26 protein-coding genes and 8 pseudogenes are annotated in these 26,626 nt (G+C 30.7%); 7 read left to right on the top strand and 27 right to left on the bottom strand.

The window, feature by feature from the left end; genetic code table 11:
- Nucleotides 1-120 precede the first annotated feature (120 nt).
- Nucleotides 121-810: a sensor histidine kinase gene (locus ACZ1HD_RS17740; RefSeq protein ID WP_472688218.1), complete on the top strand. Its 690-nt coding sequence runs from the start codon at nucleotides 121-123 to the stop codon at nucleotides 808-810.
- Nucleotides 743-1,294, top strand: a complete 552-nt coding sequence (locus ACZ1HD_RS17735) for a response regulator transcription factor (protein ID WP_472688217.1) — start codon at nucleotides 743-745, stop codon at nucleotides 1,292-1,294. Before ACZ1HD_RS17740 ends, ACZ1HD_RS17735 begins: the two co-directional genes overlap by 68 nt.
- Before the next feature lie 206 nt (nucleotides 1,295-1,500).
- Here ACZ1HD_RS17735 and mgtE read toward each other — a convergent pair.
- The 6 genes and pseudogenes from mgtE to ACZ1HD_RS17705 form a co-directional block, all read right to left on the bottom strand.
- Nucleotides 1,501-2,851, bottom strand: a pseudogene (mgtE, locus tag ACZ1HD_RS17730) (magnesium transporter).
- Nucleotides 2,841-3,643, bottom strand: a pseudogene (gene rsmA / locus ACZ1HD_RS17725) (16S rRNA (adenine(1518)-N(6)/adenine(1519)-N(6))-dimethyltransferase RsmA). The pseudogenes mgtE and rsmA overlap by 11 nt, the downstream one beginning before the upstream one ends.
- Before the next feature lie 107 nt (nucleotides 3,644-3,750).
- Nucleotides 3,751-3,933 (bottom strand): hypothetical protein, encoded by a 183-nt coding sequence (locus ACZ1HD_RS17720; RefSeq protein WP_340931887.1) that lies wholly within the window; start codon nucleotides 3,931-3,933, stop codon nucleotides 3,751-3,753.
- Nucleotides 3,934-4,263 (bottom strand): DUF4286 family protein, encoded by a 330-nt coding sequence (locus ACZ1HD_RS17715; protein WP_472688216.1) that lies wholly within the window; start codon nucleotides 4,261-4,263, stop codon nucleotides 3,934-3,936.
- Nucleotides 4,264-4,290: 27 nt separating this feature from the next.
- Nucleotides 4,291-4,443 carry a hypothetical protein gene (locus ACZ1HD_RS17710; RefSeq protein WP_472688215.1) on the bottom strand — a complete coding sequence of 51 codons (153 nt, stop codon included), beginning with the start codon at nucleotides 4,441-4,443 and terminating at the stop codon, nucleotides 4,291-4,293.
- A gap of 62 nt (nucleotides 4,444-4,505) precedes the next feature.
- On the bottom strand, nucleotides 4,506-6,065 hold the full coding sequence (locus ACZ1HD_RS17705; RefSeq protein ID WP_472688214.1) for a tetratricopeptide repeat protein: 1,560 nt from the start codon (nucleotides 6,063-6,065) through the stop codon (nucleotides 4,506-4,508).
- A gap of 174 nt (nucleotides 6,066-6,239) precedes the next feature.
- On the opposite strand from ACZ1HD_RS17705, the gene ACZ1HD_RS17700 reads away from it, so the two are divergent.
- Nucleotides 6,240-6,383, top strand: a complete 144-nt coding sequence (locus ACZ1HD_RS17700; protein ID WP_172830867.1) for a hypothetical protein — start codon at nucleotides 6,240-6,242, stop codon at nucleotides 6,381-6,383.
- Between the two features lie 86 nt (nucleotides 6,384-6,469).
- Here ACZ1HD_RS17700 and serS read toward each other — a convergent pair.
- Nucleotides 6,470-7,745, bottom strand: a pseudogene (gene serS / locus ACZ1HD_RS17695) (serine--tRNA ligase).
- Nucleotides 7,746-7,865: 120 nt separating this feature from the next.
- Nucleotides 7,866-8,803: pseudogene (locus ACZ1HD_RS17690) on the bottom strand (bifunctional riboflavin kinase/FAD synthetase).
- A 191-nt stretch (nucleotides 8,804-8,994) separates the two neighbouring features.
- Here ACZ1HD_RS17690 and ACZ1HD_RS17685 point away from each other — a divergent pair.
- Together ACZ1HD_RS17685 and ACZ1HD_RS17680 are read left to right on the top strand one after the other, a co-directional pair.
- Nucleotides 8,995-11,713 (top strand): annotated as a pseudogene (locus ACZ1HD_RS17685) (TonB-dependent receptor).
- An 18-nt stretch (nucleotides 11,714-11,731) separates the two neighbouring features.
- Complete coding sequence (locus ACZ1HD_RS17680) at nucleotides 11,732-13,318, top strand: G-D-S-L family lipolytic protein (RefSeq protein WP_472688213.1); 1,587 nt, start codon at nucleotides 11,732-11,734, stop codon at nucleotides 13,316-13,318.
- 78 nt (nucleotides 13,319-13,396) lie between these two features.
- Here the strand turns inward: ACZ1HD_RS17680 and ACZ1HD_RS17675 are convergent.
- From ACZ1HD_RS17675 to ACZ1HD_RS17650, 6 genes and pseudogenes are all read right to left on the bottom strand, one after another.
- Nucleotides 13,397-14,609 (bottom strand): annotated as a pseudogene (locus tag ACZ1HD_RS17675) (aminotransferase class V-fold PLP-dependent enzyme).
- Between the two features lie 71 nt (nucleotides 14,610-14,680).
- Nucleotides 14,681-14,950, bottom strand: a complete 270-nt coding sequence (locus ACZ1HD_RS17670) for a hypothetical protein (RefSeq protein ID WP_472688212.1) — start codon at nucleotides 14,948-14,950, stop codon at nucleotides 14,681-14,683.
- A gap of 5 nt (nucleotides 14,951-14,955) precedes the next feature.
- Entirely contained in the window at nucleotides 14,956-15,117 is a 162-nt protein-coding gene (locus tag ACZ1HD_RS17665) for a hypothetical protein (protein WP_472688211.1), read from the bottom strand.
- 250 nt (nucleotides 15,118-15,367) lie between these two features.
- Nucleotides 15,368-15,538: a hypothetical protein gene (locus tag ACZ1HD_RS17660; protein ID WP_472688210.1), complete on the bottom strand. Its 171-nt coding sequence runs from the start codon at nucleotides 15,536-15,538 to the stop codon at nucleotides 15,368-15,370.
- Nucleotides 15,539-15,552: 14 nt separating this feature from the next.
- On the bottom strand, nucleotides 15,553-15,708 hold the full coding sequence (locus tag ACZ1HD_RS17655) for a hypothetical protein (RefSeq protein WP_472688209.1): 156 nt from the start codon (nucleotides 15,706-15,708) through the stop codon (nucleotides 15,553-15,555).
- 98 nt (nucleotides 15,709-15,806) lie between these two features.
- Nucleotides 15,807-16,328 (bottom strand): hypothetical protein, encoded by a 522-nt coding sequence (locus ACZ1HD_RS17650; protein WP_472688208.1) that lies wholly within the window; start codon nucleotides 16,326-16,328, stop codon nucleotides 15,807-15,809.
- A 150-nt stretch (nucleotides 16,329-16,478) separates the two neighbouring features.
- Here ACZ1HD_RS17650 and ACZ1HD_RS17645 point away from each other — a divergent pair, with 150 nt between their 5' ends.
- Nucleotides 16,479-17,798: a serine hydrolase domain-containing protein gene (locus tag ACZ1HD_RS17645; protein WP_472688207.1), complete on the top strand. Its 1,320-nt coding sequence runs from the start codon at nucleotides 16,479-16,481 to the stop codon at nucleotides 17,796-17,798.
- A gap of 49 nt (nucleotides 17,799-17,847) precedes the next feature.
- Here ACZ1HD_RS17645 and ACZ1HD_RS17640 read toward each other — a convergent pair whose 3' ends face one another.
- The 10 genes and pseudogenes from ACZ1HD_RS17640 to ACZ1HD_RS17595 all read right to left on the bottom strand — a co-directional run bounded on the left by ACZ1HD_RS17640 (nucleotide 17,848) and on the right by ACZ1HD_RS17595 (nucleotide 24,062).
- On the bottom strand, nucleotides 17,848-18,051 hold the full coding sequence (locus ACZ1HD_RS17640) for a hypothetical protein (protein WP_079737747.1): 204 nt from the start codon (nucleotides 18,049-18,051) through the stop codon (nucleotides 17,848-17,850).
- 90 nt (nucleotides 18,052-18,141) lie between these two features.
- Nucleotides 18,142-19,454 (bottom strand): annotated as a pseudogene (sufD, locus tag ACZ1HD_RS17635) (Fe-S cluster assembly protein SufD).
- 68 nt (nucleotides 19,455-19,522) lie between these two features.
- A complete protein-coding gene (gene sufC / locus ACZ1HD_RS17630) occupies nucleotides 19,523-20,272 on the bottom strand; it encodes a Fe-S cluster assembly ATPase SufC (RefSeq protein ID WP_077810620.1) in 750 nt (249 codons plus the stop codon).
- A gap of 81 nt (nucleotides 20,273-20,353) precedes the next feature.
- A pseudogene (sufB, locus tag ACZ1HD_RS17625) lies at nucleotides 20,354-21,802 on the bottom strand (Fe-S cluster assembly protein SufB).
- Nucleotides 21,803-21,815: 13 nt separating this feature from the next.
- A complete protein-coding gene (locus ACZ1HD_RS17620) occupies nucleotides 21,816-22,145 on the bottom strand; it encodes a HesB/IscA family protein (RefSeq protein WP_472688206.1) in 330 nt (109 codons plus the stop codon).
- A 106-nt stretch (nucleotides 22,146-22,251) separates the two neighbouring features.
- On the bottom strand, nucleotides 22,252-22,656 hold the full coding sequence (locus ACZ1HD_RS17615; protein ID WP_472688205.1) for a cytochrome-c peroxidase: 405 nt from the start codon (nucleotides 22,654-22,656) through the stop codon (nucleotides 22,252-22,254).
- Between the two features lie 50 nt (nucleotides 22,657-22,706).
- A complete protein-coding gene (locus tag ACZ1HD_RS17610; RefSeq protein ID WP_472689406.1) occupies nucleotides 22,707-23,105 on the bottom strand; it encodes a cytochrome-c peroxidase in 399 nt (132 codons plus the stop codon).
- Nucleotides 23,015-23,266, bottom strand: a complete 252-nt coding sequence (locus ACZ1HD_RS17605) for a hypothetical protein (protein WP_472688204.1) — start codon at nucleotides 23,264-23,266, stop codon at nucleotides 23,015-23,017. The genes ACZ1HD_RS17610 and ACZ1HD_RS17605 overlap by 91 nt, the downstream gene beginning before the upstream one ends.
- A 44-nt stretch (nucleotides 23,267-23,310) precedes the next feature.
- Nucleotides 23,311-23,757, bottom strand: a complete 447-nt coding sequence (locus ACZ1HD_RS17600) for an MbnP family protein (protein ID WP_472689405.1) — start codon at nucleotides 23,755-23,757, stop codon at nucleotides 23,311-23,313.
- Nucleotides 23,758-23,762: 5 nt separating this feature from the next.
- Nucleotides 23,763-24,062, bottom strand: coding sequence for an MbnP family protein (locus ACZ1HD_RS17595; RefSeq protein ID WP_472688203.1), 300 nt, complete (start codon nucleotides 24,060-24,062; stop codon nucleotides 23,763-23,765).
- A gap of 220 nt (nucleotides 24,063-24,282) precedes the next feature.
- Between ACZ1HD_RS17595 and ACZ1HD_RS17590 the strand changes: the two genes are divergently transcribed.
- Nucleotides 24,283-24,576 carry a hypothetical protein gene (locus ACZ1HD_RS17590; protein ID WP_472688202.1) on the top strand — a complete coding sequence of 98 codons (294 nt, stop codon included), beginning with the start codon at nucleotides 24,283-24,285 and terminating at the stop codon, nucleotides 24,574-24,576.
- Between the two features lie 115 nt (nucleotides 24,577-24,691).
- Here ACZ1HD_RS17590 and ACZ1HD_RS17585 read toward each other — a convergent pair whose 3' ends face one another.
- The 3 genes from ACZ1HD_RS17585 to ACZ1HD_RS17575 are packed head-to-tail and all read right to left on the bottom strand — an operon-like array spanning nucleotide 24,692 to nucleotide 26,499.
- Entirely contained in the window at nucleotides 24,692-24,964 is a 273-nt protein-coding gene (locus ACZ1HD_RS17585) for a hypothetical protein (RefSeq protein ID WP_472688201.1), read from the bottom strand.
- Entirely contained in the window at nucleotides 24,931-25,377 is a 447-nt protein-coding gene (locus tag ACZ1HD_RS17580) for a hypothetical protein (RefSeq protein WP_472688200.1), read from the bottom strand. The genes ACZ1HD_RS17585 and ACZ1HD_RS17580 overlap by 34 nt, the downstream gene beginning before the upstream one ends.
- Nucleotides 25,378-26,499 carry a choice-of-anchor B family protein gene (locus ACZ1HD_RS17575; protein WP_472689404.1) on the bottom strand — a complete coding sequence of 374 codons (1,122 nt, stop codon included), beginning with the start codon at nucleotides 26,497-26,499 and terminating at the stop codon, nucleotides 25,378-25,380.
- Nucleotides 26,500-26,626: the final 127 nt, after the last annotated feature.

Here is a 26,626-nt window from a genome sequence, read left to right as displayed (position 1 = left end):
AGTTGCTAGTAGAAGAAAAAAATACTTTTTGAAGCTAAATTAGCTCAAGTAGAAGCTAGAGAAAAAGAAAGGCAACAAATTGCTAAATCTCTTCATGATGAGGTTGCTGGCGATATTAGAATGTTGCATTTAAAACTAGAAAAGTCTAACCAATTAGAAGAAGCAAAAAGCTTACATATTATTAAAGAGAACGTTCGTAATTTATCGCACCAATTAAGTAGCGAGAGCTTTAATAAAGTATCATTTAAAGACCAAATTATAAACTTAGTATCAGATTACTTTGAACCTGATTTTAAAATTAAAGTAGAAAATATTAATACTATTTCTTGGACAGAAATTAACAATTCTATCAAAAGAACTTTGTTTTTAGCTGTTAGAGAAAGTATACAGAATGCCAAGAAATACGCAGAAGCAACAAAATTAATTGTTAGGTTTTCTGAAAATAAAAAAACAATAACTTTAGAAATTTCTGATAATGGAATAGGTTTTGATGCTGAAGTTAAGAAAACCGGAATAGGTTTAAAAAATATTAGAGAAAGAGTAGAAGATTTAAACGGTGTTTTTAGTATTGATAGCGAGCTAGAAAAAGGAACAACCATTAAAATTGATGTTTCAAAAATGGAAAATAAAATAAAAATTTTAGTTGTTGATGATCATCAATTGGTTATTCAAGGAATTCTATGTTCGTTAAAAGAAATAGGAGATTTTGAAGTGGTAACAACTAATAGTTGTGATGAAGCTTTTGCTGATAAAACAAAATCAAGACACCCAACCTTTTCAGCTTTTATTTACCGATTTAAGTTTCGATAACACAACCGAAGATACTAATTTAGATGGCGGAGAAGAATTAATTAAAGCCATAAGAAATAACGATTTTAACATAAAAATTGCAGTAATAACTGGGCATACAGAAACAAATAGAGTGTATAATGTTATTAGTAATTTAAACCCGAACGCATATTTATTAAAAAGTAAATGTGATGCATCAGAAATTAGTTTTGCGCTAACTAAAATGTTAGCCAATGATTACTATTATACGCATGAAATTCATCAGAAAATAATGCGTAGAAACATCGTTCAAATACAAATGGATGATATTGCTATACAAGTCTTAAAAGAGTTGCCAAATCAGCCTAAAATAAGCAATTTAGAAGGTGTTATTAAAAAGAACGATGGTTCTATTGTAAAATTGAGATCTATAGAAACAAAATTGGCAAATCTTAGAACAGATTTAAACGCAAATAACAATACAGACTTAATTTTAAAAGCGAAAGAGTTAGGTGTAATCGACTAAATATTGCTTTTGCGGAAAATAACATTTCAAATTACGGATTTCCACAATGTTAGTTTTTTTACTAATATTATATTTGTCTTGTAGATAATTATAACTCAATCATCTATAAAGAATGGGATTAATTGCGAAGAATAAGATTAGGGGCTTATTTTTAAACAATTATGAAGAAAAAGGAGAAAGCCTTTCTGTTAATTCAGGAAGGCTTTTTAAATACCTAAAATCATTTTTGCAATCATAAAATAAATTAAGATTCCAAATATATCGTTACTCGTAGTAATAAACGGACCTGTTGCAATTGCCGGATCGATACCTCTTTTATGTAGAAATAATGGTACAAATGTTCCTATAAGTCCAGCAATAATAATTACAACTACTAGAGATACAGAAATTGCAAGAGAAAGATTCACTTCTCCTTTATAAATCCAAACAAAAATAAATAGAAATAAGGCCAAAATAACACCATTTAAAGCCGCTAAAAGCATTTCTTTAAGTAATCTGCCATAAATACTTCCTTTTACATCATCGTTAGCTAAACCTTGTACAATAATTGCTGATGATTGTACACCAACATTACCAGCCATGGCGGCAATTAATGGTGTAAAAAAGAAAAGTGTACCGTATTTAGAAAATATATCATGAAAACCTTCCATAATAATAAATGCTCCAACTCCACCCACTAAACCCAAAAATAACCAAGGTAAACGAGCTTTGGTTAGTTCGAAAATACTGTCATCAGAATCTACATCTTGCGTTAAACCAGCAGCCATTTGATAATCTTTATCTGCTTCTTCTTTTAAAACATCTACAATATCATCAATTGTAATTCTACCTAATAATACATTATTGTCGTCTACAACAGGTATGGCTTCTAAATCGTATTTTGCCATAATTTTAGCAACTTCCTCATCATTTTCGTTAACGTTTACAGCGTCTACTTTTGTTTTAGAAATTTCGGCAATTTTTTGTTCTGCTTTGGCAATTATTAAGTCTTTTAAAGACAATCTACCAACTAGTTTATCTTGTTTGTCTACAACGTAAATAGAGTGTACTCCGGTTACTTCTTTTGCTTGTCCTCTAATTCTACGCATACAACCAGCAACCGTCCAAGTTTCATAAACCTTTACCAATTCTTTAGCCATTAAAGCACCTGCAGTATTGTCTTCGTAAGATAAAAGTTCTTTAATATCTGCAGCTAATTCATCGTCTTCTAAAGCATCTATTACGCGTTCTTGGCGTTCTTCTGATAGTTCACCAATAATATCTGCGGCGTCATCAGAATCCATTTCTCCAACTTCATCTGCAATTTCTTTAGCAGATAAGTTTTCTAAAATCTTTTCTCTCGGTATCTTCATCTAACTCAGTAAGAATTTCTGATGTTTTTTCGCTATCTAAAAGTTTTATAATATAAATAGCTTCATCAAAATTTACTTCATCTAAAACCTCTGCAATATCTGCAAAATGCACCTCTTCAAAAAGTACTTTAATTGCAGTATCATCATTTTTATAGATTAAGCCAATTAAATTCTCTAGAAATTCATCAGTAATTTCAAATGCCATTTTCTATTAATTTTTGTGTTAGAGAAATAAAGTCTTTAACAGATAATTGTTCTGGTCGTTTCGCAAATATAGAGTCTTCTTTTAAAGAATCCGAAAGTTGAAAAGACTTTAAACTAGAGCGCAACATTTTTCTACGTTGATTAAAAGCTGTTTTTACAACTCTAAAAAATATTTTTTCGTCTACAGGTAAAGAATAATCTTTTTTCTGATTAACCTTATAACGCCAGAATCTACTTTTGGTGGCGGATTAAATACTGTTGGCGGTACCGTAAATAAGTATTCTACATCAAAAAAAGCTTGCGTTAAAACAGATAGGATTCCGTAAATTTTACTTCCTTCTTTTTCTGCCACCCTCATAGCAACTTCTTTTTGAAACATACCTGCAAATTCCGGTACGAATTCTTTATTTTCTATTGCTTTAAAAACAATTTGGGTAGAAATATTGTACGGGAAGTTTCCAATAATTGCTACTTGCTTTTTTTGAAATATTTCTTGAATATTTTTCTTTAAAAAATCGCCTTCGATTATAGAAAAATGCTCTTTAGATGTGTCTAAGTTTATATGCTCTAAAGGAAAAGTGTCGTGTAAATATGCAACAGATTCTCTGTCTAATTCCATTACAGTAACTTTTGCTTTCTTTTCTAATAAATACTTGGTTAAAACACCCATTCCTGGTCCTATTTCTAAGACATCGTCATAACCGTTTTCTGTTAAAGCATCAGCAATATCTTTTGCGATACTTTCATCCGTTAAAAAATGTTGACCTAAATGTTTTTTTGCTTTTACAGACACAATCTTTGTTTTTATCTTTCTAAGGCAAAGGTACAGTTTAAAAGGCGTAATTTTTATATAGTTATAAAATTATACAAACGCTCTTTTCGCTTTAAATAATACTTGTTTTATTCTTTTTTAAGATTGAAAGAAAGTAGAAGTATACCAAAACCTAAACCAACTAGAAAACCAGCAATAGTCTCTTCTGGTTCTATACCCCAATTTAGAAAAGCAAGAATTGCGCCTAATAGCAATAATAAAATACTAAAAGCTCGTATCTTTTTTCTGTTATTATAAAAAAATAAATTCATCTAATTGCTTACACTTGTTGGAAAAAACTCTTTTACAATCTTTAATTCTGTTCTAAAAGCTAACATTTTATCTGCAAACTTTCTTAAAGCTTCTAAACGTAAACTATCGGCATCTTCTTTATAATAAGATTCTAAATCTTCTCTAGACGCTGCAGTATATTGTATAGAATATGTTTTACCGCCCATTTCTTCTTCTATTAAAACTTCTGTAAGTTTTGCTGATGTAAATTTACCCGTGTCTAAAACTTTTACGACATGAGATTCTATCCAAGTTAACCACTCTTTATGTACAGTGTTATCTATGTTTACTGTTACGTTATATATATACATTTTAAACTTTTTATTGTTATTGATTTTTTATTGCGAAACATTATCGCCTCTTAATTTTCTAAACTTCTTCTCGGAATCTACTAAATAGATACTAGAGGTGTGATCGAAAATTATTTTTTGATAATATTCTTGTGCTTTTTCTGAGTTTTTAAGATGATTGTTATAGGTTTCTGCCATCATAAAATAAACATCATCTGTTAAAAAACCTTGATTATCTGCTGCTATAATTTTATTTAAAGCTGTTATTGCTTCTTCATATTTTTTTGTTTGATAAGAAGTTTTGCCTTAAAAAACAGTACATCATCATAGATTACTTCGCTAGGAATAAATCCATTTATAAAAATATCTTTTCTTGTAAATAACGAGTTTAATTCTGATAATGCGGCTTTGTCTTTATTTTGAAAAGCAAGTAATTCTGCTTTTGCCAATTGCTTTAATCCGGACGGAATAGAATCTACAGGTTCATTGTCTGATATTTTTAAAAATAGGTTTACGGCATCATTGGCAATTAATTGTGTTGTAGAACCTTTTAAAACTTTTAATTGTGCTTTTGCCCATTCGAAATCGCCTTTAAAATAGCTAGTTTGTGCTACTTTAAACCTTGCTTCTTGTGCTAATTCGTGATTTTTTAGTTGTGTTTGAATCTGAGAAAAATAAATTAGTGCTTTATTAAATTTGTTAGTAAACACAAGAACGTCGCCAAGTTTTAGTTTAATTCTTGCTTTATCAAATTTTGAGTTTGCATAACTTAAAGCTTCTTCTAAAACTGTATTTGCTTGCTGAGGTTCGTTTTTTGAAAACGTTAAATAATCTGCATAAGCAACTTGTAATTTTATAGTTGAACTGTTTTTGCCAAAAACTAAAAACAACTTTTTGAAAAGGTTTTCTGTTTCTGGATTCTTAGTTTCAATGGCAATTTTCATCAAAAATAAATGTGCATTAATAGTTTCGCTTTTGGTAGATGATTTTTCTACAATAAAATCGAAACACTGTTTAGCAGCTTCAAAAGAGTTATTTTCGAAAGCAATTTTACCTAAGGTAAAAATTGCCCCAAGATCTTGCGTATTTCTTTGGTAAAGCGCATTTTCTTGTATAAAGGCTTTGTTATAATCTTTTTGTTGTGTAAAAAGCCAACTTAACAAAACATTCCAAACATCTTTTGGGTTACTAGCAGATTTTCTTAAAAGTGTTTTTCTAAATAAAATGTTTGCCTCATTTTCTGCATCATCTGTAATGTATTTACTAGTATATCTTTGTACAAGGTCGAAATATTGTTCATTTTTATCAACCAAATCTATGTACGATTCAAACATTTTTTTAAAATCGCCTTTTTCACCATAAATTTGAGCTATTTGAAAATTATAATTTGCGTTTTTGTTAGCTTCCATGGCTTTCTCATATGCCAAAATTGCATTATCAAGTAGATTATAATCTTTAAACAAGCGTCCTATTATTCCGCCATAAGAAGGCATTTTATCCAAAGAATTTAACGCTAGTTTATAATTTTCTGAAGCTTTTTCTACTTGTTGTTGTCTTTGATAATTGTAGCCTAAATAAACATATAAATATGCTTGACTTTTGTTCGCTTTAATTCTGCTTTTTAATAAGTTTTCAGCTAAAATAAATTGATCTGTTTCTTGGTAACAAGAAATTAATCTACTTAAATACGTTGTATTAAAAGGGCTAGAAGTATAAAGTTTCTTATAAATTTGTGTAGCTTTTTCATAAGCACCTTCTCGATAATAATTTTCTGCTAAGAGGTAATTATTTTTAGCATTTGTTTGCACTTTGTTTTGTGACACTGCTAAGGTATTAATTGCTAGAAAAATAAGTAGAAATATTCTCTTCATCAAAATCAAAGATACTTAAGATTTATGTTAATTTTTTATTAAACCAAACGTATTTTACATCTTCTTTGTAACATTTTGGCACAAAACTTGTCTATAGGATATAATAACTAATTAAAACTTAAAATTATGAAAACTTTTTCTACCCAATACGAAGCTGCAAAAAGAAACTCTATAGAGTTTATGCAAAAAGGACAAATAAGTGCTTACTTAAATGCCTTAGTAGAAATGAATAAATATAAAAGACTAATGGTAGCTGTTATTGCTAACTAGGTTCGTTTTCAGTATCAGTTTACAGTTAAATTTTATCTAAAGATGATTAAGAACTGCAAACCGAAACTGAATACGTTGTATTAAAATTAATTTATCATATCAAAACCACAATAAGGTACTAAAACATCTGGTATTTTAATTCCGTCTGCAGTTTGGTAATTTTCTAAAATACCTGCTAAAACTCTAGGTAAAGCTAAAGAACTACCGTTAAGAGTGTGTGCTAATTCGCTTTTACCTTCTTTATTTTTAAAACGTAGCTTTAATCTATTTGCTTGAAAAGTTTCGAAATTAGAAGCAGAACTAATTTCTAACCAACGGTCTTGTGCTGTAGAAAACAATTCAAAATCAAAAGTTAATGCAGATGTAAAACCTGTATCGCCACCACACAAGCGTAAGATTCTGTAAGGTAATTTTAGTTCTCTTAAAATATCTTTAATATGCTCTACCATTCCGTTTAAAGCATTGTAAGAATTCTCTGGATGTTCTATGCGTACAATTTCTACTTTATCAAATTGGTGCAATCTGTTTAAACCACGTACATGTGCGCCATAACTACCAGCTTCTCTTCTAAAACAAGGTGTATACCCTGTTACAGTTATAGGAAAATCTGTTTCTTGTAATAAATTACCACGAAACATATTGGTAATTGGCACTTCTGCAGTTGGTATTAAATATAAATCATCAACTGTAGAATGATACATTTGTCCGTCTTTATCTGGTAATTGCCCAGTTGCAGTTGCAGAATCTGTATTTACCAAATGTGGTACTTGTACTTCTTTATAACCCGCTTTAACATTTTTGTCTAAAAAATAGTTAATTAAAGCACGCTGTAATCTTGCCCCTTTACCTTTGTAAACAGGAAAACCAGCACCAGCAATTTTAGTTCCTAATTCAAAATCTATAATATCATATTTTTTAGCTAACTCCCAATGTGGTAAAGCATTTTCGCCTAAATTTGGTATTGTGCCTTCGCTAAAAATATTTTCATTGTCTTCTTCAGAATTTCCTGCTTTTACAGAAGCGTGAGGTACGTTTGGTATTTGATATAACAAACCTTGTAATTCATCAGAAAAAGTAGCTAATTTTTCTGTTAATTCTTTAGATTGTTCTTTTAACTGACTAGTTTTTTCTTTTAAAACATTTGCTTTATCAACTTCACCGAGACTTAAAAAGACCACCGATTTCTTTGGATAATTTATTAGATTCGGCCAAAGTGTTATCAAGAGAAACTTGCGCTGCTCTTCTGTTTTCATCTGCCGATAAAACTTGTTCTACAATTGTTTCTGCGTTTGCAAAATTACGTTTTGCTAAACCCTTTAAAACAGTTTCTTTGTTGTCTCTAATAAATTGTACTTGTAACATATTTTCTATGAATTATGAAATGCAAATATATAATTTGTGCTGTAGTTTTACCACGAATTCGTAAATAAATAAGTAAGCTTAAAAAGGAGAATTATTTTAGAATAAATAAATTGATAATTACTACAATTCACAATTATTTTTGATGTAATCTCGGGCAGTTTCTTCGTCTTTTTTTAGTTGAAGAATTAAGTTTTCTATCGAATCGAATTTGTGTTCATCTCTTAGAAAATAAATCAAGGCTACTGTTAAATTCTTATCATACAAATCTTCGTTAAAATCAAAAAAATGTACTTCGATTGTTTGATGATTTCCGTTAACAGTTGGCCTGTTACCGATATTCATCATACCAAAAATTGTTTTAGAGTTTATAATTGACTTTACAACGTAAACACCTGTTTTTGGTATTAATTTATACGTCTCTTTAACGTCTAAATTTGCCGTAGGAAAACCAATTTTACCACCCAGTTTTTTGCCATTTACAACTTTACCATTCAATAAAAAATTATAACCTAAATAGTTATTGGCTGTTTTTAAATTACCAGCATGTAAAGCGCGTCTAATTTTTGTAGAACTTACAGAAACATCATCTATATCTTGAGCCGGAATTTCTTCTACCGTAAAATCATATAAATGGCTATATTCTGTTAATTGTTCTATATTACCTTCTCTATTTTTACCAAAATGATGATCGTAGCCAATAATTAATTTAGAAATATTAAAACTGTTCACTAAAATATCTCTTACAAACTCTAAAGCAGTAGTTCTAGAAAATTTTTTACTAAAAGGATGAATAATTAAGTAGTCTAAACCTGTTTTTTCTAATAATTTTGCGCGTTCGTCAATAGTATTTATCAACTCTATGGTTGCATCTTTTTGTAAAACCATTCTTGGATGCGGAAAAAAGTAAGTAAAACAGATTTTTTTCCAGCATTTTTTGCTTCAGATACTAGTTTTTCTAATATTTTCTGATGCCCAAAATGAACACCATCAAAAGTACCAATTGTTACAAAAGTTTTTTCGTTTGTAGAGAAATTTGCAATATCATTAACTACCTTCAAGCGGATCTAATTTTAATAGTAACAAATGTACAATTTCTGAATGTTTAAATTCATAGAAAAATAATTTTTTCGAATGTTAGATACCTTATTTTTATGCCTATTTTTTATTGATTAGATAAAATTGACACCCAAATAATAAATAATTCAAAAAAATTGTATTTTGCATATTAGTTAACAAATTAATTCAAATTATGATAAAAAAGATTTTACTAATTGCATTTATAGCTTTTAGCAGTATTACTATGGTTGCACAAACCACAGTAACTGGTACAGTTAAAGATGCAAAAACAGGAGAGACACTTCCAGGTGCAAATATTAAAATTGAAAATAAAGCTGTAGGTACTAATACAGATTTTGATGGAAATTTTGTACTAAAAGTTTCAGATAATCCGCCGTTTACTTTAGAAGTTTCTGTATTAGGTTACAAAATGGAAAAGATAGAGGTAACAAAAAACAATCAAAAGGTTAATGTTTCTTTAACAGAAAATGAAACATCTTTAGATGAAATTGTAGTGTCTGCTTCTAGAACTCCAGAACGTATTATGGAGTCTCCTGTTACTGTAGAAAGACTAGACGCAAGAGCTATTAAAAATACTTCTGCACCATCTTTTTACGATGGGTTAGAAAACTTAAAAGGTGTAGATGTTAATACAAACAGTTTAACATTTAAATCTGTAAACACTAGAGGTTTTGCAACATTTGCAAATACACGTTTTATGCAATTAGTAGATGGTATGGATAATTCTTCGCCAGCATTAAACTTTGCAATTGGTAACCTTTTAGGAATGTCTGAGTTAGACGTAAATACAGTTGAATTATTACCTGGAGCTTCTTCTGCATTATATGGTGCAAATGCATTTAACGGTATTATGTTCATGACAAGTAGAAGCCCTTTTAACGACCAAGGAATCAGTTTTTCTTATAAATACGGTTTAACAAGCCAAAAAGCAGCAGGAGACAATAGTTTTCATGATGTAAGTATTAGAATGGCGTATGCTTTTTCTGATAAATTGGCAGCAAAAGCGTCTCTTTCTTATTTAAAAGGAACAGAATGGTATGCAACAGATTATAGAAATACAGCAAACGGTAAATACGCTGTAGGAGATAGATCTATTAACGATTATGATGGTTTAAATATTTATGGTGACGAGGTTGCTATTGATTTAGGTGGTGCTGTTGGTAGAGTTAGTAGAACGGGTTACCAAGAAGTAGATTTAATGAAAGATTATGAAGCAAAAAGTGTTAAATTAAATACAGCTTTACATTACCGTCCTTTTGGAGATGATAGATTAGAATTAATTTTTAACTCTAAGTTTGGTGTAGGTAACACAATTTATCAAGGAGCAAACAGATATAATATTAGAGACTTTTATTTAGCGCAACAAAAATTAGAGTTAAAAGGGAAGAACTTTTTTGTGAGAGGTTATGTAACAACAGAAGACGCAGGTAACTCTTACGATTCTCGTTTTGCTGCAATTAACGTTAACAGAAAATGGAAATCAGATCAAGATTGGTTTACACAATATGCAGGTACTTATTTAGTAACAGGTTCTCATGCAGCAGCAAGAGCAGCGGCAGATACTGGGCGTTTAATTCCTGGTACTAGCGAGTTTCAATCTGCATTCGACCAAGTTACTGCAGATCCTAACTTAGTTACAGGTGCTAGATTTCAAGATCAAACTAAATTATACCACAGTGATTTAAACTACAATTTTCAAGATCTAATCGATTGGGCAGAATTTCAAGTTGGTGGTTCTTACAGAAGATATTCTTTAAATTCTAATGGTAGTATTTTTACAGATTATGATGGTGCTATAGATTATGATGAATTTGGTGTTTACACTCAAATGCAGAAAAAGTTTTTAGAAGAAGATCGTTTAAAGTTTACAGCTTCTATTCGTTATGATAAAGCACAAAACTTCGACGGAAACTTTTCTCCAAGAATATCTTTAGCATATGCTGCCGGAGAGAATAAGAATGATAACTTTAGAGCTTCTTTTCAAAAAGGATTTAGAAATCCAACAACTCAAGATCAATATATTGGTTTAGATGCAGGTGCTGCAATTTTAGTAGGTTCTGCACCAGATAATTTAGATAGATATACAAGTTCTCCTTTAAATGTAAGTACTGCAGGACAACCATTAGTTGGTGGTTCTACAACTACACTTTCCGGTAGATTAGCATACGAAAATTCTTTTTCTGCTAGTTCAGTTCAAAATGGGGCACCTGCAGCTTCTGCAGCGCCATTAGTAAAGCCAGAAGAAGTTACTGCTTTCGAATTAGGATATAGAGGTTTAGTAAATACTGGCGAATCTAGAATTACTGTAGATTTAAGTGCATACTACAACAGTTATAATAATTTTATCTCTCGGTAAAAATGTTTTAGTTCCTTTTTACGGTACAGTAGGAGATAACAGTTTGTCTTTATTAGCGCTTCAAAACGGAGATTTTAAAGCTTTTCAAGTATATACAAATACAACAGCAGATATTAGTTCTTATGGTGCTTCTTTAGGGTTAAATACAAAAATTTTAAATGGTTTCGATTTAGGTGTAAATTATACTTATGCTAAGTTCGATTTTGATCAATCTTCAGATCCAGATTTCGAGGCAGGTTTTAATACACCAGAGCATAAAGTAAAATTACAGTTTGGAAATCCAAATTTATTTGAAAACTTTGGTTTTAATATTAATGCAAGATGGCAAGGAGATTACTTATGGGAATCTACTTTTTTAGATGCTACTATCGAGTCTAGAACTTTAATAGATGCTCAAATTAACTATTCTGTACCAAGTATTAAATCTGTATTTAAGTTAGGTGGTGCTAACTTAGGTGGTAAAGAATATTTTAGTGCGCCAGGAGTTGGAGCCATCGGTTCTCAATACTACATTTCTTGGACAATTAATAACTAATAAAAAATACGATATTATATGAAGAATTATAAATATATAGGATTATTACTTTTATCAATTGGTATTACATCTTGTGATGTAAATAACGATTTAGATCCAATTGTAGAAGAAACAGGACCAGTTGTGCAAATTGATGCTAATGGTGTAGATTTTTCTAACTATGTAGCAGTAGGAGCTTCTTTTACTGCAGGTTTTACAGACGGTGCACTTTTTATAAAAGCACAAGAAAATTCATTTCCGAATACATTAGCCTCAAAATTTAGTGTAGTTGGTGGTGGTGATTTTAACCAACCATTAATGGAAGATAATATTGGAGGTTTTGTTTTAGGAGGAACTGCGGTACAACCACCAAGATTATATTTTAACGGTGTAGGACCAACAAGATTAACAGATACACCAACAACTAGTTTAGGTGTTAGAGCAAACGGAACTTCATTTCATAATTTCGGAATTCCTGGTGCAAAAAGTTTTCATTTAACTTTTCCTGGTTATGGTGCTGCAAATCCATATTTTGGAAGAATGGCTTCTAGCGCTTCAGCTTCTGTTTTAAGTGATGCAGTTGCTGCAAATCCAACATTTTTTACACTATCTGAAGTTGGAGGAAATGATGTTTTAGGTTATGCAACTTCCGGTGGTGATGGATCGGATATGATTACACCAGCGGCTACTTTTGATGCTTCTTTTAACGGAATGGTAAATGCTTTAACAGCAAACGGAGCTAAAGGTGTTTTAGCAACGGTACCAGATATTACTTTATTACCCCACTTTACAACAGTTCCTTACAATCCTTTAGATCCTTCGGATGCTACCTTAAAGGCTCAAATTCCTTTATTAAACTCTGTTTATGGTGCAGTTAACCAAATTTATGTTGGTGCAGGAGAACCAGAACGTGCAATTGTGTTTTCTGAAACAGAAACAAACGCAGTTGTAATTTTTGATGAAGATGCAACAGATTTATCTGCTGCAATTACAGCTACTTTAGCTGCTAGCCCAACTTTTGTGCCTTTTGTACAATCTTTAGGTTTACCAGAGCAAGCAGCGCCTTTAGTTGCTTCTTTATTAGGACAGCAATACGGACAAGCAAGAGCTGCAACTTCTGCAGATTTATTTGTTTTACCAAGTAGTGCTGTAATCGGTACTGTAAACATGACTGCAGCTGGAGCTTTAATTGTTCAAAGTGGTGGATTATTACCAGCTACTTTAGCAGGTCAATTTTCTGCAGAAGGTGTTACACTTCCTTTAGGTGATCAATGGGTGTTAACTCCGCAAGAACAATTAGAAATAAAAACAGCTACAGATGGTTACAATGCTACAATTACAAGTGTTGCAAGTGCTAAAGGTTTAGGTTTAGTAGACTTAAACGCTATTTTAAGTGAAGCTGCTGGCGGTATTAAGTTTGATAGATACACATTAACACCAGATTTAGTTACAGGTGGTTTAGTTAGTTTAGATGGTATTCATTTAACTGGTAGAGGTTATGCTTTAATGGCAAATAAAATCTTAGCTGCAATTGATGTTGCTTACGGTAGTAACTTTACTGTTGCTACAGATGGTTTAGCAAAAGCAGATGATTTTCCAACAAACTATTCTCCTGCTTTAAAATAAATAGCAGAATAGATAATATAAAAAAAGGCTGAGAATTTTAATTCTCAGCCTTTTTTAATTTTTAATTAATATAATTTTTTAAGAAAGCATTCTTACAGCTCTTTTTACTCCATTAACAAAAACATCTATTTCTTCTTTTGTATTGTAAAAAGAAAACGAAGCTCTAACTGTACCTGGAATTTTATAGAAATCCATGATCGGTTGTGCACAATGATGCCCTGTTCTTACCGCTATGCCAAGTTTATCTAAAATTGCACCAATATCATAAGGATGTATTTCTTTTACGTTAAAAGAGATTACAGCGGTCTTTTTTGAAGTGTTTCCATAAATTTTTAAACCTTCTATCTTTAACAATTCATCTGTTCCGTATTTTAACAATTCATCTTCATAATTTGCTATATTGTTAAAACCTACAGAATTCATATAATCTATGGCAGCTCCAAAAGCAATTCCGCCACAGATATTTGGTGTTCCGGCTTCAAATTTATGAGGTAAACCGGCATATGTAGTTTTTTCAAAAGAAACAGTCGCAATCATTTCTCCGCCACCTTGATACGGTGGTAATTTATGTAACCATTCTTCTTTACCATACAACATACCAACACCTGTTGGACCACAAAGTTTATGAGCAGAAGCTACATAAAAATCTACATCTAATGCTTGAACATCTGGTTTTATATGCGGTGTAGCTTGTGCACCATCAATTAAAACGGCAGCATTAAATTGATGTGCTTTTGCAATAATTTCTTCAATAGGATTTACAGTACCTAAAGCATTCGAAACATGGTTGCAAAACACCAATTTTGTTTTCTGATTCACTAAAGAATGGTAAACTTCCATATCTAAAGAACCGTCTTCTAACATTGGAATCACCTTTAAAATAGCACCAGTTTTTTCGCATAACATTTGCCATGGCACAATATTAGAATGATGTTCTAAAGCAGAAACGATAATTTCATCATCTTTTTCTAACAATGCAGAAAATCCGAAGCAATCATATTAATACTGTGTGTTGTTCCGAAGTTAATATTATCTCGTAAGTGTTTTTTGCATTAAAATGTTGCTGAACTTTAATTCTAGCTTCTTCATATTTGTCGGTAGCTTCTTGACTTAAAGTATGTACTCCTCTATGAATATTTGCGTTGTAATTACTATAATAATCTACAATAGTATCTATAACAACTTTTGGTGTTTGTGAAGTAGCTGCATTATCAAAATATACTAAGGGTTTTCCGTGTACTGTTCTTTTAAGAATTGGAAAGTCTTCTCGAATTTTATCAACATTTATCATAGAAAATATATTTACTACAAAGATAAAGCATGATTTTTTAAACTTGTAATAAAGCGAATAAGATTTTCTTATTATACTACTTTAGAAACCAATTTCACCAAAAAACCTACTCCGTTTTCAATATTTGAAATAGCATTTGCTTTTTCGTTATTTGATAAAGAAGCATTATTAATTTCTTTTAAAACAGACAAAGCATTGTTGTTTGTTATTTTACTCTCAGAAATAAATGTATCAATTTCTGATGTTTTTAAACTAGTTAAACTAGCTAATTGGTTGTGAAACTCTGTGTCTGTTTGTGAAACCGCTTTTTCTGCTAAACTACTCCAATCTATATCGCTCATAATTTTTATTTTATTAGTTTTTCTAGTTTTAATAACTTTTCCATACCTAAACCTGTTTTATTTAATAAGCTATCTAATTTATTCTCTACTTGCTTAAAGTTAAGTTTGTTTCCGGTAAGTTGGTTAATTTCTGACAAAGCACTTTGTTCTGCTTTGTTTTCTTTCACTGCAGAATTAATTAAATTTTGTAAAGATGAAGTTGCTTTAGAATAAGAAATGAAATTTGCATTTAAGCCAGTAACAATTTGTTGTTGTTGGTTAGATAATAAATCTTGTAAAGAATCTCTTTTTCTATTAATTACAGGTATAATTGCTTCTATTATATTTGGTAATTCTTTTTTGTAATCTACATCTTGTGGTAGTAGTTTTTGAAATTTTTTTATAATTTCGGCGTATATTTATTTGTGATAAATGTATTTAATCGCGCTTTTTTTCGTTGAACAACTCATTTACCAAAGAAATATTTAATTGATGCATTGCATCGCCTTCATTAATAACATCTTTTGTTAATGTTGCAGTTGCATCTGGTAAACTAGCACACGATATTAGAATGCTTGTAATTAGTAATAATAGTATTTTTTTAAACATTAGATTTTGGTGTTTTAAGTAGTAAAAATGTTTTTGATTTTATTTATAATTCCTTGTAAAATGCTAAAGATTGTATCCGAAGAAAACCCACCAATTAAGGCAAGAATACTTTTATTAAATAAATTGATTTGTTTAGGATCTGTAGTATAAAATGCTATAATTTCTGACATGATTAGACCGGAGATTATTCCTAATATTATTTGTGATAAATACCCAATTGCATTTTCTGGGATTAAGGTTCCTTTTTTTAAAGAAATACTTACTTCTTTTAATAAAAAAACAAAACGCCCAAACCTGCTATAGAACTTAAATAAGCAATATTTAATAGTAGCGGAATGCCACTATTGTTCATCATTCCTTTGTCTAAAGAATCGTTGTTTACTTCTGCAGACATACCAGTAGCTATATAAGTAACTAAAAAAACTATTGCTAATACAACTAAATTTCTTAGTAGAGGAAACTCTCTAAATATAGAATTTCCATTTCCGCTTTTATTTAATTTTCTTGTATATCCAATAGATTTTGGTGTTGCCGGAGCTACGTTTTTACAAAGTAAATTGTGTGCATTTATTAAATCGTCTACATTGCTATTTTGTATCAATGCATTTACTTCTGTGTTTACAGTAATTCCGTTATAAATAGCAAAAGACAACATATTATTTATCTCGCTACTTAACTCGCTAATAACCGTTTCAGAAATCCCTGGATTTAATTTTTTTATTGGGGTTTCTGCTTTTTCTGATGTTATTTCTGTAATTTTTGTCTTACTGATGTTGGCTGTTGTGGTCATTTTATGTGTTCATAAATTTGAGTTAAAACTAATAAAATCAATTAGTTATATTTTAGTAGTAAACCCTTTTTTTATTTTCAGGTATTTATACTCGAACTAAAAATGATGTGTTTTTAATGCTTATTTTTACGTTATCAAACTTATTTTTTTATGAAATTTCTTAAACGAACTCTACTTTTATTATCAGTAATACTAATTATAGCGGTAATTTATAATTATCCGAAGTTGAATATTTTGGCAGGTTATTCTGCAAAAAATACTGCATCTTCTGTATATCTTGGTGATAGAACTTTAGAGTTTACAGATAAAACAGATAATAATTTTTCTCCTGTAAATTTGGCTACAGATAAAGTAGATCCATCTTTAAAATCTGCTTCGTCATCTGCTTTTGGTTTATTAACTAGAAAAGCAATTTATAGAGAAGGTTTAGGTGCCGTTTTAACATTAAATAGAGAGGATGAAACTGCTACTTATTTAAAACCGGTTCGTTTAAAACCTGATAATACAACTGCATTTCCTTATGGTAATGCAGAGCAAAAAGATACTGTTTTTGAAAATGTAAATTATGATAAAGTAACAAATGCTGTAAATAATATCTTCGGAAAAAACGATAATTCTAGAGCCGTGGTTGTTGTTTATAAAGATCAAATAATAGCAGAAAAATACGCTAATGGTTTTACAAAAGATTCAAGAATTTTAGGTTGGTCTATGACAAAGAGTATTATGAGCACTGTTTACGGTATTTTACAGCATCAAAATAAAATAGATATACAAGACAAAGCACCAATAGATTCTTGGCAAAAAGACGCTAGAAAAGACATTACGATTCATAATTTATTACAAATGAATTCCGGTTTAGAATGGGACGAGAATTATGATGAAATTTCTGATGCAACAAAAATGTTATTTTTAGAAAGAGACATGACAAAAATGCAAGAAGAAAAACCTTTTGCAGGGAAACCAAATGCAACTTGGAATTATTCTTCCGGAACGTCTAATTTATTATCTAATATTTTAAGAAAGCAATTTAATACACATCAAGAATATTTAGATTTTTGGTATACAAATTTTATAGATAAAATTGGTATGAATTCTATGATTGTGGAAACAGATTTAGCCGGAAATTACGTAGCTTCTTCATACGCCTGGGCAACAGCAAGAGATTGGGCAAAATTCGGGCTTTTATACCTTAAAAATGGAAATTGGAACGGAGAAGAATTGTTTACTAAAGATTGGGTAGATTATGCTACTACACCAACGCCAACATCAAACGGAATTTATGGTGCTCAATTTTGGTTAAACACAAATGGTGGTTACAAAGATGTACCAAAAAACATGTATTATGCAGATGGTTATCAAGGGCAAAGAGTTTATATTTTACCGGATGAAGAATTGGTAGTTGTTCGTTTTGGGTTATCAGGATTTCAAGAAAATAAATTTTTAAGCGAAATTATATCCGCAGTAAAATAAAAAAACCACTTATTTCTAAGTGGTTTTATATCTGTTTTGTAAAAAAATTTTACTTTTTTCCTGAAATTAATCCTACCGCCAAGGCAACAATACCAATAGCAATAGTAATATAAGAACTTGTGTTGTCTTGTGCTTCTACTAAATCTAAATCTCCAATAGAAACTTGTGTTTCTGGCTGAATCATTGTGTAAATTCCGTAAATAGTTAAAATAAGCCCAACAATTAGCAATACTGTTTTAATACTTTTATTCATAATAATAATTTTTAGTGATTAGTCTGTAACAAAATTACAAACTAACTTAAGTTATTATGAATGCAAACGATACAGTGTTTGACTTATATACTATAAATCGAAACCTATTTTTACGTTTAATTTATTTGCAATTAATTTTGCAATACGTTGTTTAACTTCGGTATTTTAACACTTTCTAAAACCGTATTTGCAAATGCAAACATCAATAATGCTTTTCCTTCTTTTTTAGGAATACCACGTTGTTGCATGTAAAATAAAGCCTCGTCATCTAATTGACCAATTGTACAACCATGAGAACACTTAACATCATCTGCAAAAATTTCTAGCTGAGGCTTGGCGTTAATTGTTGCTTTATCACTTACTAAAACATTATTATTTTGTTGGTAAGCATTTGTTTTTTGAGCTTCTTTATTAACAATTACTTTTCCGTTGAAAACTCCTGTAGATCTTTCATCGTAAATACCTTTGTAATCTTGATGAGACTCGCAATTAGGTTCTATATGATGTACTAAAGTATGATGATCTACGTGTTGTTTACCTTCTAAAATAGTAATTCCTTTTAAGATAGAATCTATATGTTCTCCTCTTTGGAAAAAGTTTAAGTTATTTCTAGTAATATTTCCACCAAAAGAAAATGTATGAACAGAAACAACAGAATTAGATTTTTGTTCTATGTAAGAATTGTCTACTAAAGATGCGTTTAAATCATCATTCTGAATTTTATAAATATCTACAGTTGCATCTTTTGCTGCGTAAACTTCTGTAACAGAATTTGTTAAAACTGGGTTAGAAGTTAAACTTTGATGACGCTCTATAATTTGAACATGTGCATTTTGCTCTGCTACAATTAAATTTCTTGGTTGTAGCATGGTAGCAGCTTCTGTACCTGTTGTAAAATTTATAATTTGAATAGGTTTTTCTACTTCTACATTTTTAGGAATATAGATGTAAGCACCTTCGTTAGCAAAAGCAGTATTTAAAGAAGTTAAATTGTCTTCTTTTGCAATTTTGTTAAAATAATTATCTATTACAGTTTTGTATTTTGGTTTATTTAAAGCCGCAGACATTAAACAAACATCAAAAGTATCGTGTGTAGTTTCAGATAAAAAAGAACTGTATTTACCGTCGATAAAAACAAGTTTGTAAGCATCTATATCGTGAATAAAATACTTCTTAACATCAGCTAATTGAATTGCATTATCTTTATTAGGAAACAAGCTGTAATCTTGCTTTAAAACAGAGTTTAAAGAAGTATATTTCCAAGCTTCTAGTTTTTTTGTAGGAAAACCTAACTCTTCGAATGTTTGAAGCGCTTTAGACCTAATATCATGAATATCTGAATCTGTATCAACTTTATTTTCAAAAGCTACATACGATGATAATAATTTATCTTTTAATTCCATTTTTTCAGTTTTCAGTTTTTAGTTTCAGTATGCAATTTTTAAACTGTATACTGCTACTGTAAACTTATTTACACCAATTCTTGTTTAATCCAATCGTAACCTTTTGCTTCTAGCTCTAACGCTAAAGAAGCATCGCCACTTTTTACAATTTTACCGTCGTGTAAAACGTGTACAAAATCTGGTACGATATAATCTAATAAACGTTGGTAGTGTGTAATAACAATTACCGCGTTATCTTTAGATTTTAATTTATTTACACCGTTAGCAACAATACGCAAAGCATCAATATCTAAACCAGAATCTGTTTCATCTAAGATGGCTAATTTTGGCTCTAACATTGCCATTTGAAAGATTTCGTTACGTTTCTTTTCTCCACCGGAAAAACCTTCGTTTAAAGAACGAGATAAAAATTTACGATCTATTTCTAATAATTCAGATTTCTCACGAATCATTTTTAACATGTCTTTTGCGGGCATGTCTTCTAAACCTTTTGCTTTTCTTGTTTCGTTAATAGCTGTTTTTATAAAGTTTGTAACAGAAACACCAGGAATTTCTACTGGATATTGAAAAGATAAAAACACACCATTATGTGCTCTTTCTTCTGGTGCAAGTTCACTAATATCTTCACCATCTAATTCGATAGAACCATTAGTAACTTCATAGTCTTCTTTACCTGCAATAATATTAGCCAAAGTACTTTTTCCTGCACCGTTTGGTCCCATAATTGCATGAACTTCTCCTGCTTTTACTTCTAAATTCAATCCTTTTAAAATTGATTTATCGTCTATACTTGCTTGTAAATTTTCTATTTTTAACATCTTATTTATGCTATTGGCTTTTAGCTTTATGCTATCGGCATTATTTTTATAATTATATATTTTGTGATTGGTTATTATTGATTAACCAACACTTCCTTCTAAAGAAATTTCTAGTAATTTTTGAGCTTCAACAGCAAACTCCATTGGTAACTTATTTAAAACCTCTTTACTAAATCCGTTTACAATTAAAGCAATTGCTTTTTCTGTATCGATACCACGTTGGTTACAGTAAAATAGTTGATCTTCACCAATTTTACTAGTTGTAGCCTCGTGTTCTATTTGTGCAGATTTGTTTTTAGTTTCTATATAAGGAAAAGTGTGTGCACCACATTCGTTACCCATTAATAAAGAATCGCACTGAGAGAAGTTACGAGCGTTTTCTGCTCTAGAATTTATCTGTACTAAACCTCTATAAGAGTTTTGAGATTTTCCTGCAGAAATACCTTTAGAAATAATTGTAGACTTAGTGTTTTTACCTAAGTGAATCATTTTTGTACCAGTATCTGCTTGTTGATGGTTGTTTGTTACTGCAATCGAATAAAATTCGCCTACAGAATTGTTTCCTTTTAATACACAAGAAGGATATTTCCAAGTAACTGCAGAACCAGTTTCTACTTGTGTCCAAGAGATTTTTGCATTTGTTTCACACAAACCTCTTTTGGTTACAAAATTGTAAACACCACCTTTACCTTCTTTATTACCAGGATACCAGTTTTGCACTGTAGAGTATTTAATTTCTGCATCGTCCATTGCAATTAATTCTACAACAGCTGCATGTAATTGGTTTTCATCTCTACTTGGTGCTGTACATCCTTCCAAGTAAGAAACATAACTACCAGCATCTGCAACAACTAAGGTTCTTTCAAATTGTCCTGTTCCGCCTTCGTTAATTCTAAAATACGTAGACAATTCCATAGGGCATTTTACACCTTTAGGAATGTAGCAGAAAGATCCATCAGAAAAAACAGCCGAATTTAATGCTGCGTAAAAATTATCTTTAGTTGGTACAACAGTACCTAAATATTTTTTAACTAATTCTGGATGCTCTTGTATTGCTTCAGAAATTGGCATAAAAATAATTCCTTTTTCTGCAAGAGTTTCTTTAAAGGTTGTAGCAACAGAAACAGAATCCATTACAATATCTACTGCAACGTTTGCTAGTTTCTTTTGTTCATCTAAAGAGATTCCTAAACGCTTAAAAGTGTCTAACAACTCCGGGTCAACCTCGTCTAAAGAATTTAATTTTGGTTTCTTTTTTGGTGCAGAATAGTATGCAATGTCTTGAAAATTTGGTTTTTCGTAATTTACATTGGCCCATTCTGGTTCTTCCATTTGTTCCCAAACTCTAAAAGCTTCTAATCGCCATTCGGTCATCCATTACGGCTCATTTTTCTTTTTTGAGATTGCACGAACAACATCTTCATTTAAACCAACCGGAAATGTATCGCTTTCTATATCTGTATAAAACCCATACTTATATTCTTGGGTTTTTAATTCTTGTTCTAAATCTTCTTCGGTATACTTTGACATCTTTTTCTAAATTTTAAAGTGAAAAACTTTCTCCACAACCGCAAGTTCTATTTGCGTTAGGATTGTTAAAAACAAACCCTTTTCCGTTTAAACCACCAGAATATTCTAGAGTAGTTCCTACTAAATATAAAAAGCTTTTTTTGTCGACAATAATTTTAACGTCATTCTCTTCAAAAACTTTATCGTTTTCTTCTTTTTTATTATCAAAAGTTAAATCGTAAGATAAACCCGAACAACCACCACTTTTTACACCAACTCTTATATAGTCTGTTGCTGCATTAAAGCCGTCGTCTGCCATTAGTTCTACGACTTTCTTTTTTGCTGAGTCTGAAACTTTTATCATAATTTTAAATAGATTAAATCTAAACTGTCTGCAAATATACAATATAACTAGAAGAAAAACGAAGAAGTTGTATTATGAAACCTAATAAACCAATTGGTTTTATTGATTATTTTTGAAAGGCAGGATTGTTAACAAATTCGTAGTCTGTTAATGTAAGTAAAAAAGCCTTTAAGTCTGCTTTGTCTTTTGCTGTTAAATTAACGCCACCTTGGTTAATTTTTTTCATTAATGGATCTATTGTAGAAGATCTTTTTAACCCTTCTGAATAGTGATTGATAACTTCGTCTAAAGTTGTAAATCTACCATCGTGCATATAAGGTGCGGTAAATGCTAAGTTTCTGATAGACGGAGATTTAAATTTACCGTTATCATTAGGATCTCCGGAGATTTTACCTAAGCCTAAATCAGTAAAATTTGTATCTAAACCATTGTTATGGAATTTATTATCTGTCCATAGCGGGTTGTTGTTACTACCGTGGCAATGAAAACAATCACCTCTTTCTTCATCCATAAAAACATTAAAACCATTTGTTTCGCTTTCTGTTAATGTGGCTTCACTTTTTAAGTATTTATCAAATTTAGAATTGCCGAAATCAATGTTCTTTCAAATTGAGCAATTGCTTTGGTAACAAGAGTAGAATCTATTTTTTCTGAACCAAAAGCTTGCAAAAACAAATTTCTATAGGTTTCGTTTTGATTCAATTTTTCTGCAATATTAACCCAGTTAGCGTGCATTTCTATAGGGTTTGTAACTGGTTCTAAAGCTTGAGTTTCTAAGCCAAATTCTTTACCATCCCAGGCAAAAAGTTCATCAAAATTCCATGCCAAATTAAATAACGGCATTGTGTTTCTTTTGCCAAAATTACCGCTTACACCTTTACTAAATTGTTTGTTATCTGTAAAAGCTTTTGCTGCGTTATGGCAAGTAGCACAAGATTGTGAATTATCTCTTGAAAGTATCTTATCAAAAAAAGTCTTTTACCTAAAGCTATACCTTCTATTGTTAAGGGATTGTCTACAGGAATTATAGGAGCAATTAATTTATCAGAAAAAAGCTCTGGTATTTCTAAATTATACGCAATTGGTGTATATAAATCTTCTTCTTTGGATGCGCAATTCATCAAAAGTAAAAAGAAAAAAGTACACGAAATAGGTTTTCATTTTGTTAATTTATTTTGCCTAAAGTAAACACAGATTTACCATTTTCGCTTATCATTTTTTGAGCTTCAAAATTTGGCATTAAAACGGTGTGTAGTTCATTTAAATTCCATGTATTTGGGGTTTTAAACCATTCTGAAACATCCATTTTAATTTCTATAATAGTGTTTTTTACAATTTCTACAGTGCCCAAATCTACTTCAAAAGAAGTGTCTTCAAATTTTAAATCGTTTGGGTTTGTTCTGTCAACAGCTCTTATTGCATGAAAATTAAAACCAGTTTCTTCATCATTATTATTTAAAAATTTACCATCAAATTGCATGTAATGATAACCACCACCAAGCATTGCCGGAACATTAAAGTTTACAGAATTTAATAGTTGATGTTCACCATCTTTATTGTCTATGTCTTTTAAGCCAAATGTAAATTTAAGATTGTAAGTACCAGGTGAAATATCTGTTAAAGAAATATTTGTGCCGAATTTTCGCCAAAGTCTATTAAAAACTGATTATCGCCACCAACTAAACTTAGATTTGAAATTAAATAACGCAGCCTTTCGATACTTATTTTTTCTCCGTTTTCTGTAGTAAATTTAAGTTCGTTTAATTCCTGATTTGTAATTTCTTTACCGTTCCAGTTATGTGTAAAGTTTAGGGTTGTTATTATCTCTTCAGGAAAAACACAACAATCTTTTTCGTCTTTACAACTTGTTAAAAATAGTACAAAAACTAGTACTAAATAAGTAATTCTTTTTATCATAATTTAATTATAAGTGCGTCTGTAAAACCTTTGTTTTCTCGGTATATCTTTATCAAAGCTATTCGACTCGCCAACAGCAATAATACTAGTATTATTTAATACTGTAATATCGTATAAAAAATCGATTTTAGAACCGCCAAAGGTTTGTTGCCAAAGTAATTCGCCGGTATTATTTATTTTTATAATTAGCGCATCATTTTGCCCTTTGTTTTCAAAACCGTTGTCTAAACTTCTAGAGCTTCCTGCAATTAAAAAACCGTTGTCTTTGGTTTTGGTAATTGCTCTTGCTACATCAAAATTTGTTGCGCCAATTGTTTTTTCCCAAATAAGATTACCATCTGTAGAAATTTTAAGAACCCAAATATCTGCTGCACCGTTATTTGTAGAAACATTTTTGTCGTTACTTCTAGTGTCTCCAACAATTATAAAATTGCCATCATTGGTTGTAGTGATTGCTCTTGCTTCATCTATTTCTGAGCCTCCAAAACTTTTTTCCCAAATAAGATTGCCGTAATTAGATATTTTAACAACCCAAAAATCATAAGTTCCTTTGTTATCAGAAATATTAAAATCATTGCTATCGCTAGACCCAACAATTATAAAATTATTAGCATCGGTTTCGACAACTCCTAACGGAGTATCTGTAAAGCTACCACCAAAATATCTGCTCCAAAGTAAATTACCGAATTATCTGTTTTAATTGCCCAATAATCTCCGCCAGCATGCTTTACAGCGGTGGTTTTTGCATTTCCTTGTCCGTTAGACGCTGTTACGTCTAAAACACCAGTAATTAAGAATCCGTTATCTTTTGTTTCTAACAGAGTTGTGCCATAATCTAAACCTAAATATCCAAAGCTTTTTTCTGATATTAAAATGCCGAACTTGATAGTTTTATAAACCAAAAATCTTGAGAACCAGCGTTTGTAGAAACATCAAAATCGTTACTTTTAGAATAACCTAGAATAGCAAATTCTCCGTTTTTTGTTTCTATAATATCGGCAGCTCTATCATCATCAGAACCACCAAATGTTTTTTGCCATTCTAGTTTATTATCCGAAGAAAATTTAGAGATAAAAAAATCGAATGAAGTGTTAGATTTATCTGTAATATCTAGATTATTACTTTGCGTATAACCTGCGGCAATAAAACCACCATCAGCTGTTTTTTCTACAGTAGTAAAAGCGTCGTTATTTGTACCGCCAATTGTGGTAATGCTTGTGTTGTTTACAACAATATTATCGTTTATAAATAGTCCGTCTTTTTCAGAGCAATTTAAAAGAAGTAAAAAGCAATATAATAGACAGATTTTTTTCATTTAAGTTTTACTTTTTCTGATAACAAATAAACCTCTGTTAATATCGCTAATAATGATGTTGCCGGATGGTAAATACGGATACACGTTCCAGGCTCCATTAAATGCAGTATTGTCGTTTTCTGGATAGGTATCAAAAAAACCGACTTCTGTAAAGCTTTTTGCATCGATATTAGAAATATCTATCATTCTAACACCTGCGGTATAACTTGCTTGAAAAAATAAATTGTCTTTTACATAACCGTTGTGATCTATAGCAGCTGTTGGACGAGAATAATCGAAATGATGCTTTGGGTTGTCTAAATCTGTAAAATCGAAAACAATAGTTCTTGTATTTAAGCCTTTATCTCTTTCATCTAGCTCGTCTCCTAAAATAAAATATCTAAAGTCTTCTGTAAACCAACCTTGGTGTGTGTACCCAATATTAGAATAACTAATAGAAGATATTTTAACAGGTTTCTGTTTGTCTGTAACATCTGCAATTACAACTTCAGTTTCGTTACTTCCTATTAATATTTCTCTTCCGGAATAATCAGAATCCGGGCCGTTATAGGTTACGGCTTGAGCATCGTGAGCATAATCTTCGAAACCACCTTCGTTTACTGGCTTAAAAGGATTGTTAATATTGATAAACAAAGGGCCACCTTTATATGTTGCACTTCTAGAAGTACCAACAGGATATGCATAACCCGTATCTTCATTAATAACAATATTATGTGCGCTACCAAAAGAGGTAAAATCTCTGTCTGCTGTAAATTCTACCGGAATGTTAACCAAACCTCTTAGGTTATTTAGGTTAAAGATTTGCATTCCGTGATTGTCTGCTTCACTAACAATAAATGCAAAATCGTTATAAACTTTTACATCTCGCCAAAGACTGTTTTCTGTTCTAGTTTTTAAAAAACCAATAATTTTTGCATCTGCCGGATTGGTAATATCTATAAACGAAGTTCCTTTATTTGTACAAACAATAGCATATTCGTTGTTTGTTACAGGATCTACCCAACCCCAAGAGTCGTTACCTTGTGTGTTTTCGCCTGCAATTTCATCTAAAGTAATGTGTGTAAGTAAATCGTAATCGTTGCAAGGAAACTCGCCCGCAAAACCGTCTTCACATTTTGCAATAGGATTTATAATAGTTTGTTTAACTTGATTTACAACCTCTTTTTTAGAACAACTAACTATAATTAAAACGAATATGAAAAAAGTTTTTTTATCATTTTTAAATATTTATCAAGTAAAAACCTGCTTT

This window comes from Polaribacter sp. HA6-7, assembly GCF_055693625.1.
This window is presented reverse-complemented; position numbering and strand designations above follow the sequence as displayed.

Excerpts from the sequence above, each read along its gene's own strand:
- ACZ1HD_RS17595 (WP_472688203.1), bottom strand. The coding sequence starts at position 24,062 with ATGATAAAAAGAATTACTTATTTAGTACTAGTTTTTGTACTATTTTTA.
- ACZ1HD_RS17660 (WP_472688210.1), bottom strand. The coding sequence starts at position 15,538 with ATGTTTAAAAAAATACTATTATTACTAATTACAAGCATTCTAATATCG.
- ACZ1HD_RS17715 (WP_472688216.1), bottom strand. The coding sequence starts at position 4,263 with ATGTATATATATAACGTAACAGTAAACATAGATAACACTGTACATAAA.
- ACZ1HD_RS17655 (WP_472688209.1), bottom strand. The coding sequence starts at position 15,708 with ATGTCAGAAATTATAGCATTTTATACTACAGATCCTAAACAAATCAAT.
- ACZ1HD_RS17605 (WP_472688204.1), bottom strand. The coding sequence starts at position 23,266 with ATGAATTGCGCATCCAAAGAAGAAGATTTATATACACCAATTGCGTAT.
- ACZ1HD_RS17650 (WP_472688208.1), bottom strand. The coding sequence starts at position 16,328 with ATGACCACAACAGCCAACATCAGTAAGACAAAAATTACAGAAATAACA.
- ACZ1HD_RS17720 (WP_340931887.1), bottom strand. The coding sequence starts at position 3,933 with ATGAATTTATTTTTTTATAATAACAGAAAAAAGATACGAGCTTTTAGT.
- ACZ1HD_RS17645 (WP_472688207.1), top strand. The coding sequence starts at position 16,479 with ATGAAATTTCTTAAACGAACTCTACTTTTATTATCAGTAATACTAATT.
- ACZ1HD_RS17640 (WP_079737747.1), bottom strand. The coding sequence starts at position 18,051 with ATGAATAAAAGTATTAAAACAGTATTGCTAATTGTTGGGCTTATTTTA.
- ACZ1HD_RS17710 (WP_472688215.1), bottom strand. The coding sequence starts at position 4,443 with ATGATGGCAGAAACCTATAACAATCATCTTAAAAACTCAGAAAAAGCA.
- ACZ1HD_RS17680 (WP_472688213.1), top strand. The coding sequence starts at position 11,732 with ATGAAGAATTATAAATATATAGGATTATTACTTTTATCAATTGGTATT.
- ACZ1HD_RS17670 (WP_472688212.1), bottom strand. The coding sequence starts at position 14,950 with ATGAGCGATATAGATTGGAGTAGTTTAGCAGAAAAAGCGGTTTCACAA.
- sufC (WP_077810620.1), bottom strand. The coding sequence starts at position 20,272 with ATGTTAAAAATAGAAAATTTACAAGCAAGTATAGACGATAAATCAATT.
- ACZ1HD_RS17740 (WP_472688218.1), top strand. The coding sequence starts at position 121 with ATGTTGCATTTAAAACTAGAAAAGTCTAACCAATTAGAAGAAGCAAAA.
- ACZ1HD_RS17580 (WP_472688200.1), bottom strand. The coding sequence starts at position 25,377 with ATGAAAAAAATCTGTCTATTATATTGCTTTTTACTTCTTTTAAATTGC.
- ACZ1HD_RS17700 (WP_172830867.1), top strand. The coding sequence starts at position 6,240 with ATGAAAACTTTTTCTACCCAATACGAAGCTGCAAAAAGAAACTCTATA.
- ACZ1HD_RS17620 (WP_472688206.1), bottom strand. The coding sequence starts at position 22,145 with ATGATAAAAGTTTCAGACTCAGCAAAAAAGAAAGTCGTAGAACTAATG.
- ACZ1HD_RS17615 (WP_472688205.1), bottom strand. The coding sequence starts at position 22,656 with ATGGATGAAGAAAGAGGTGATTGTTTTCATTGCCACGGTAGTAACAAC.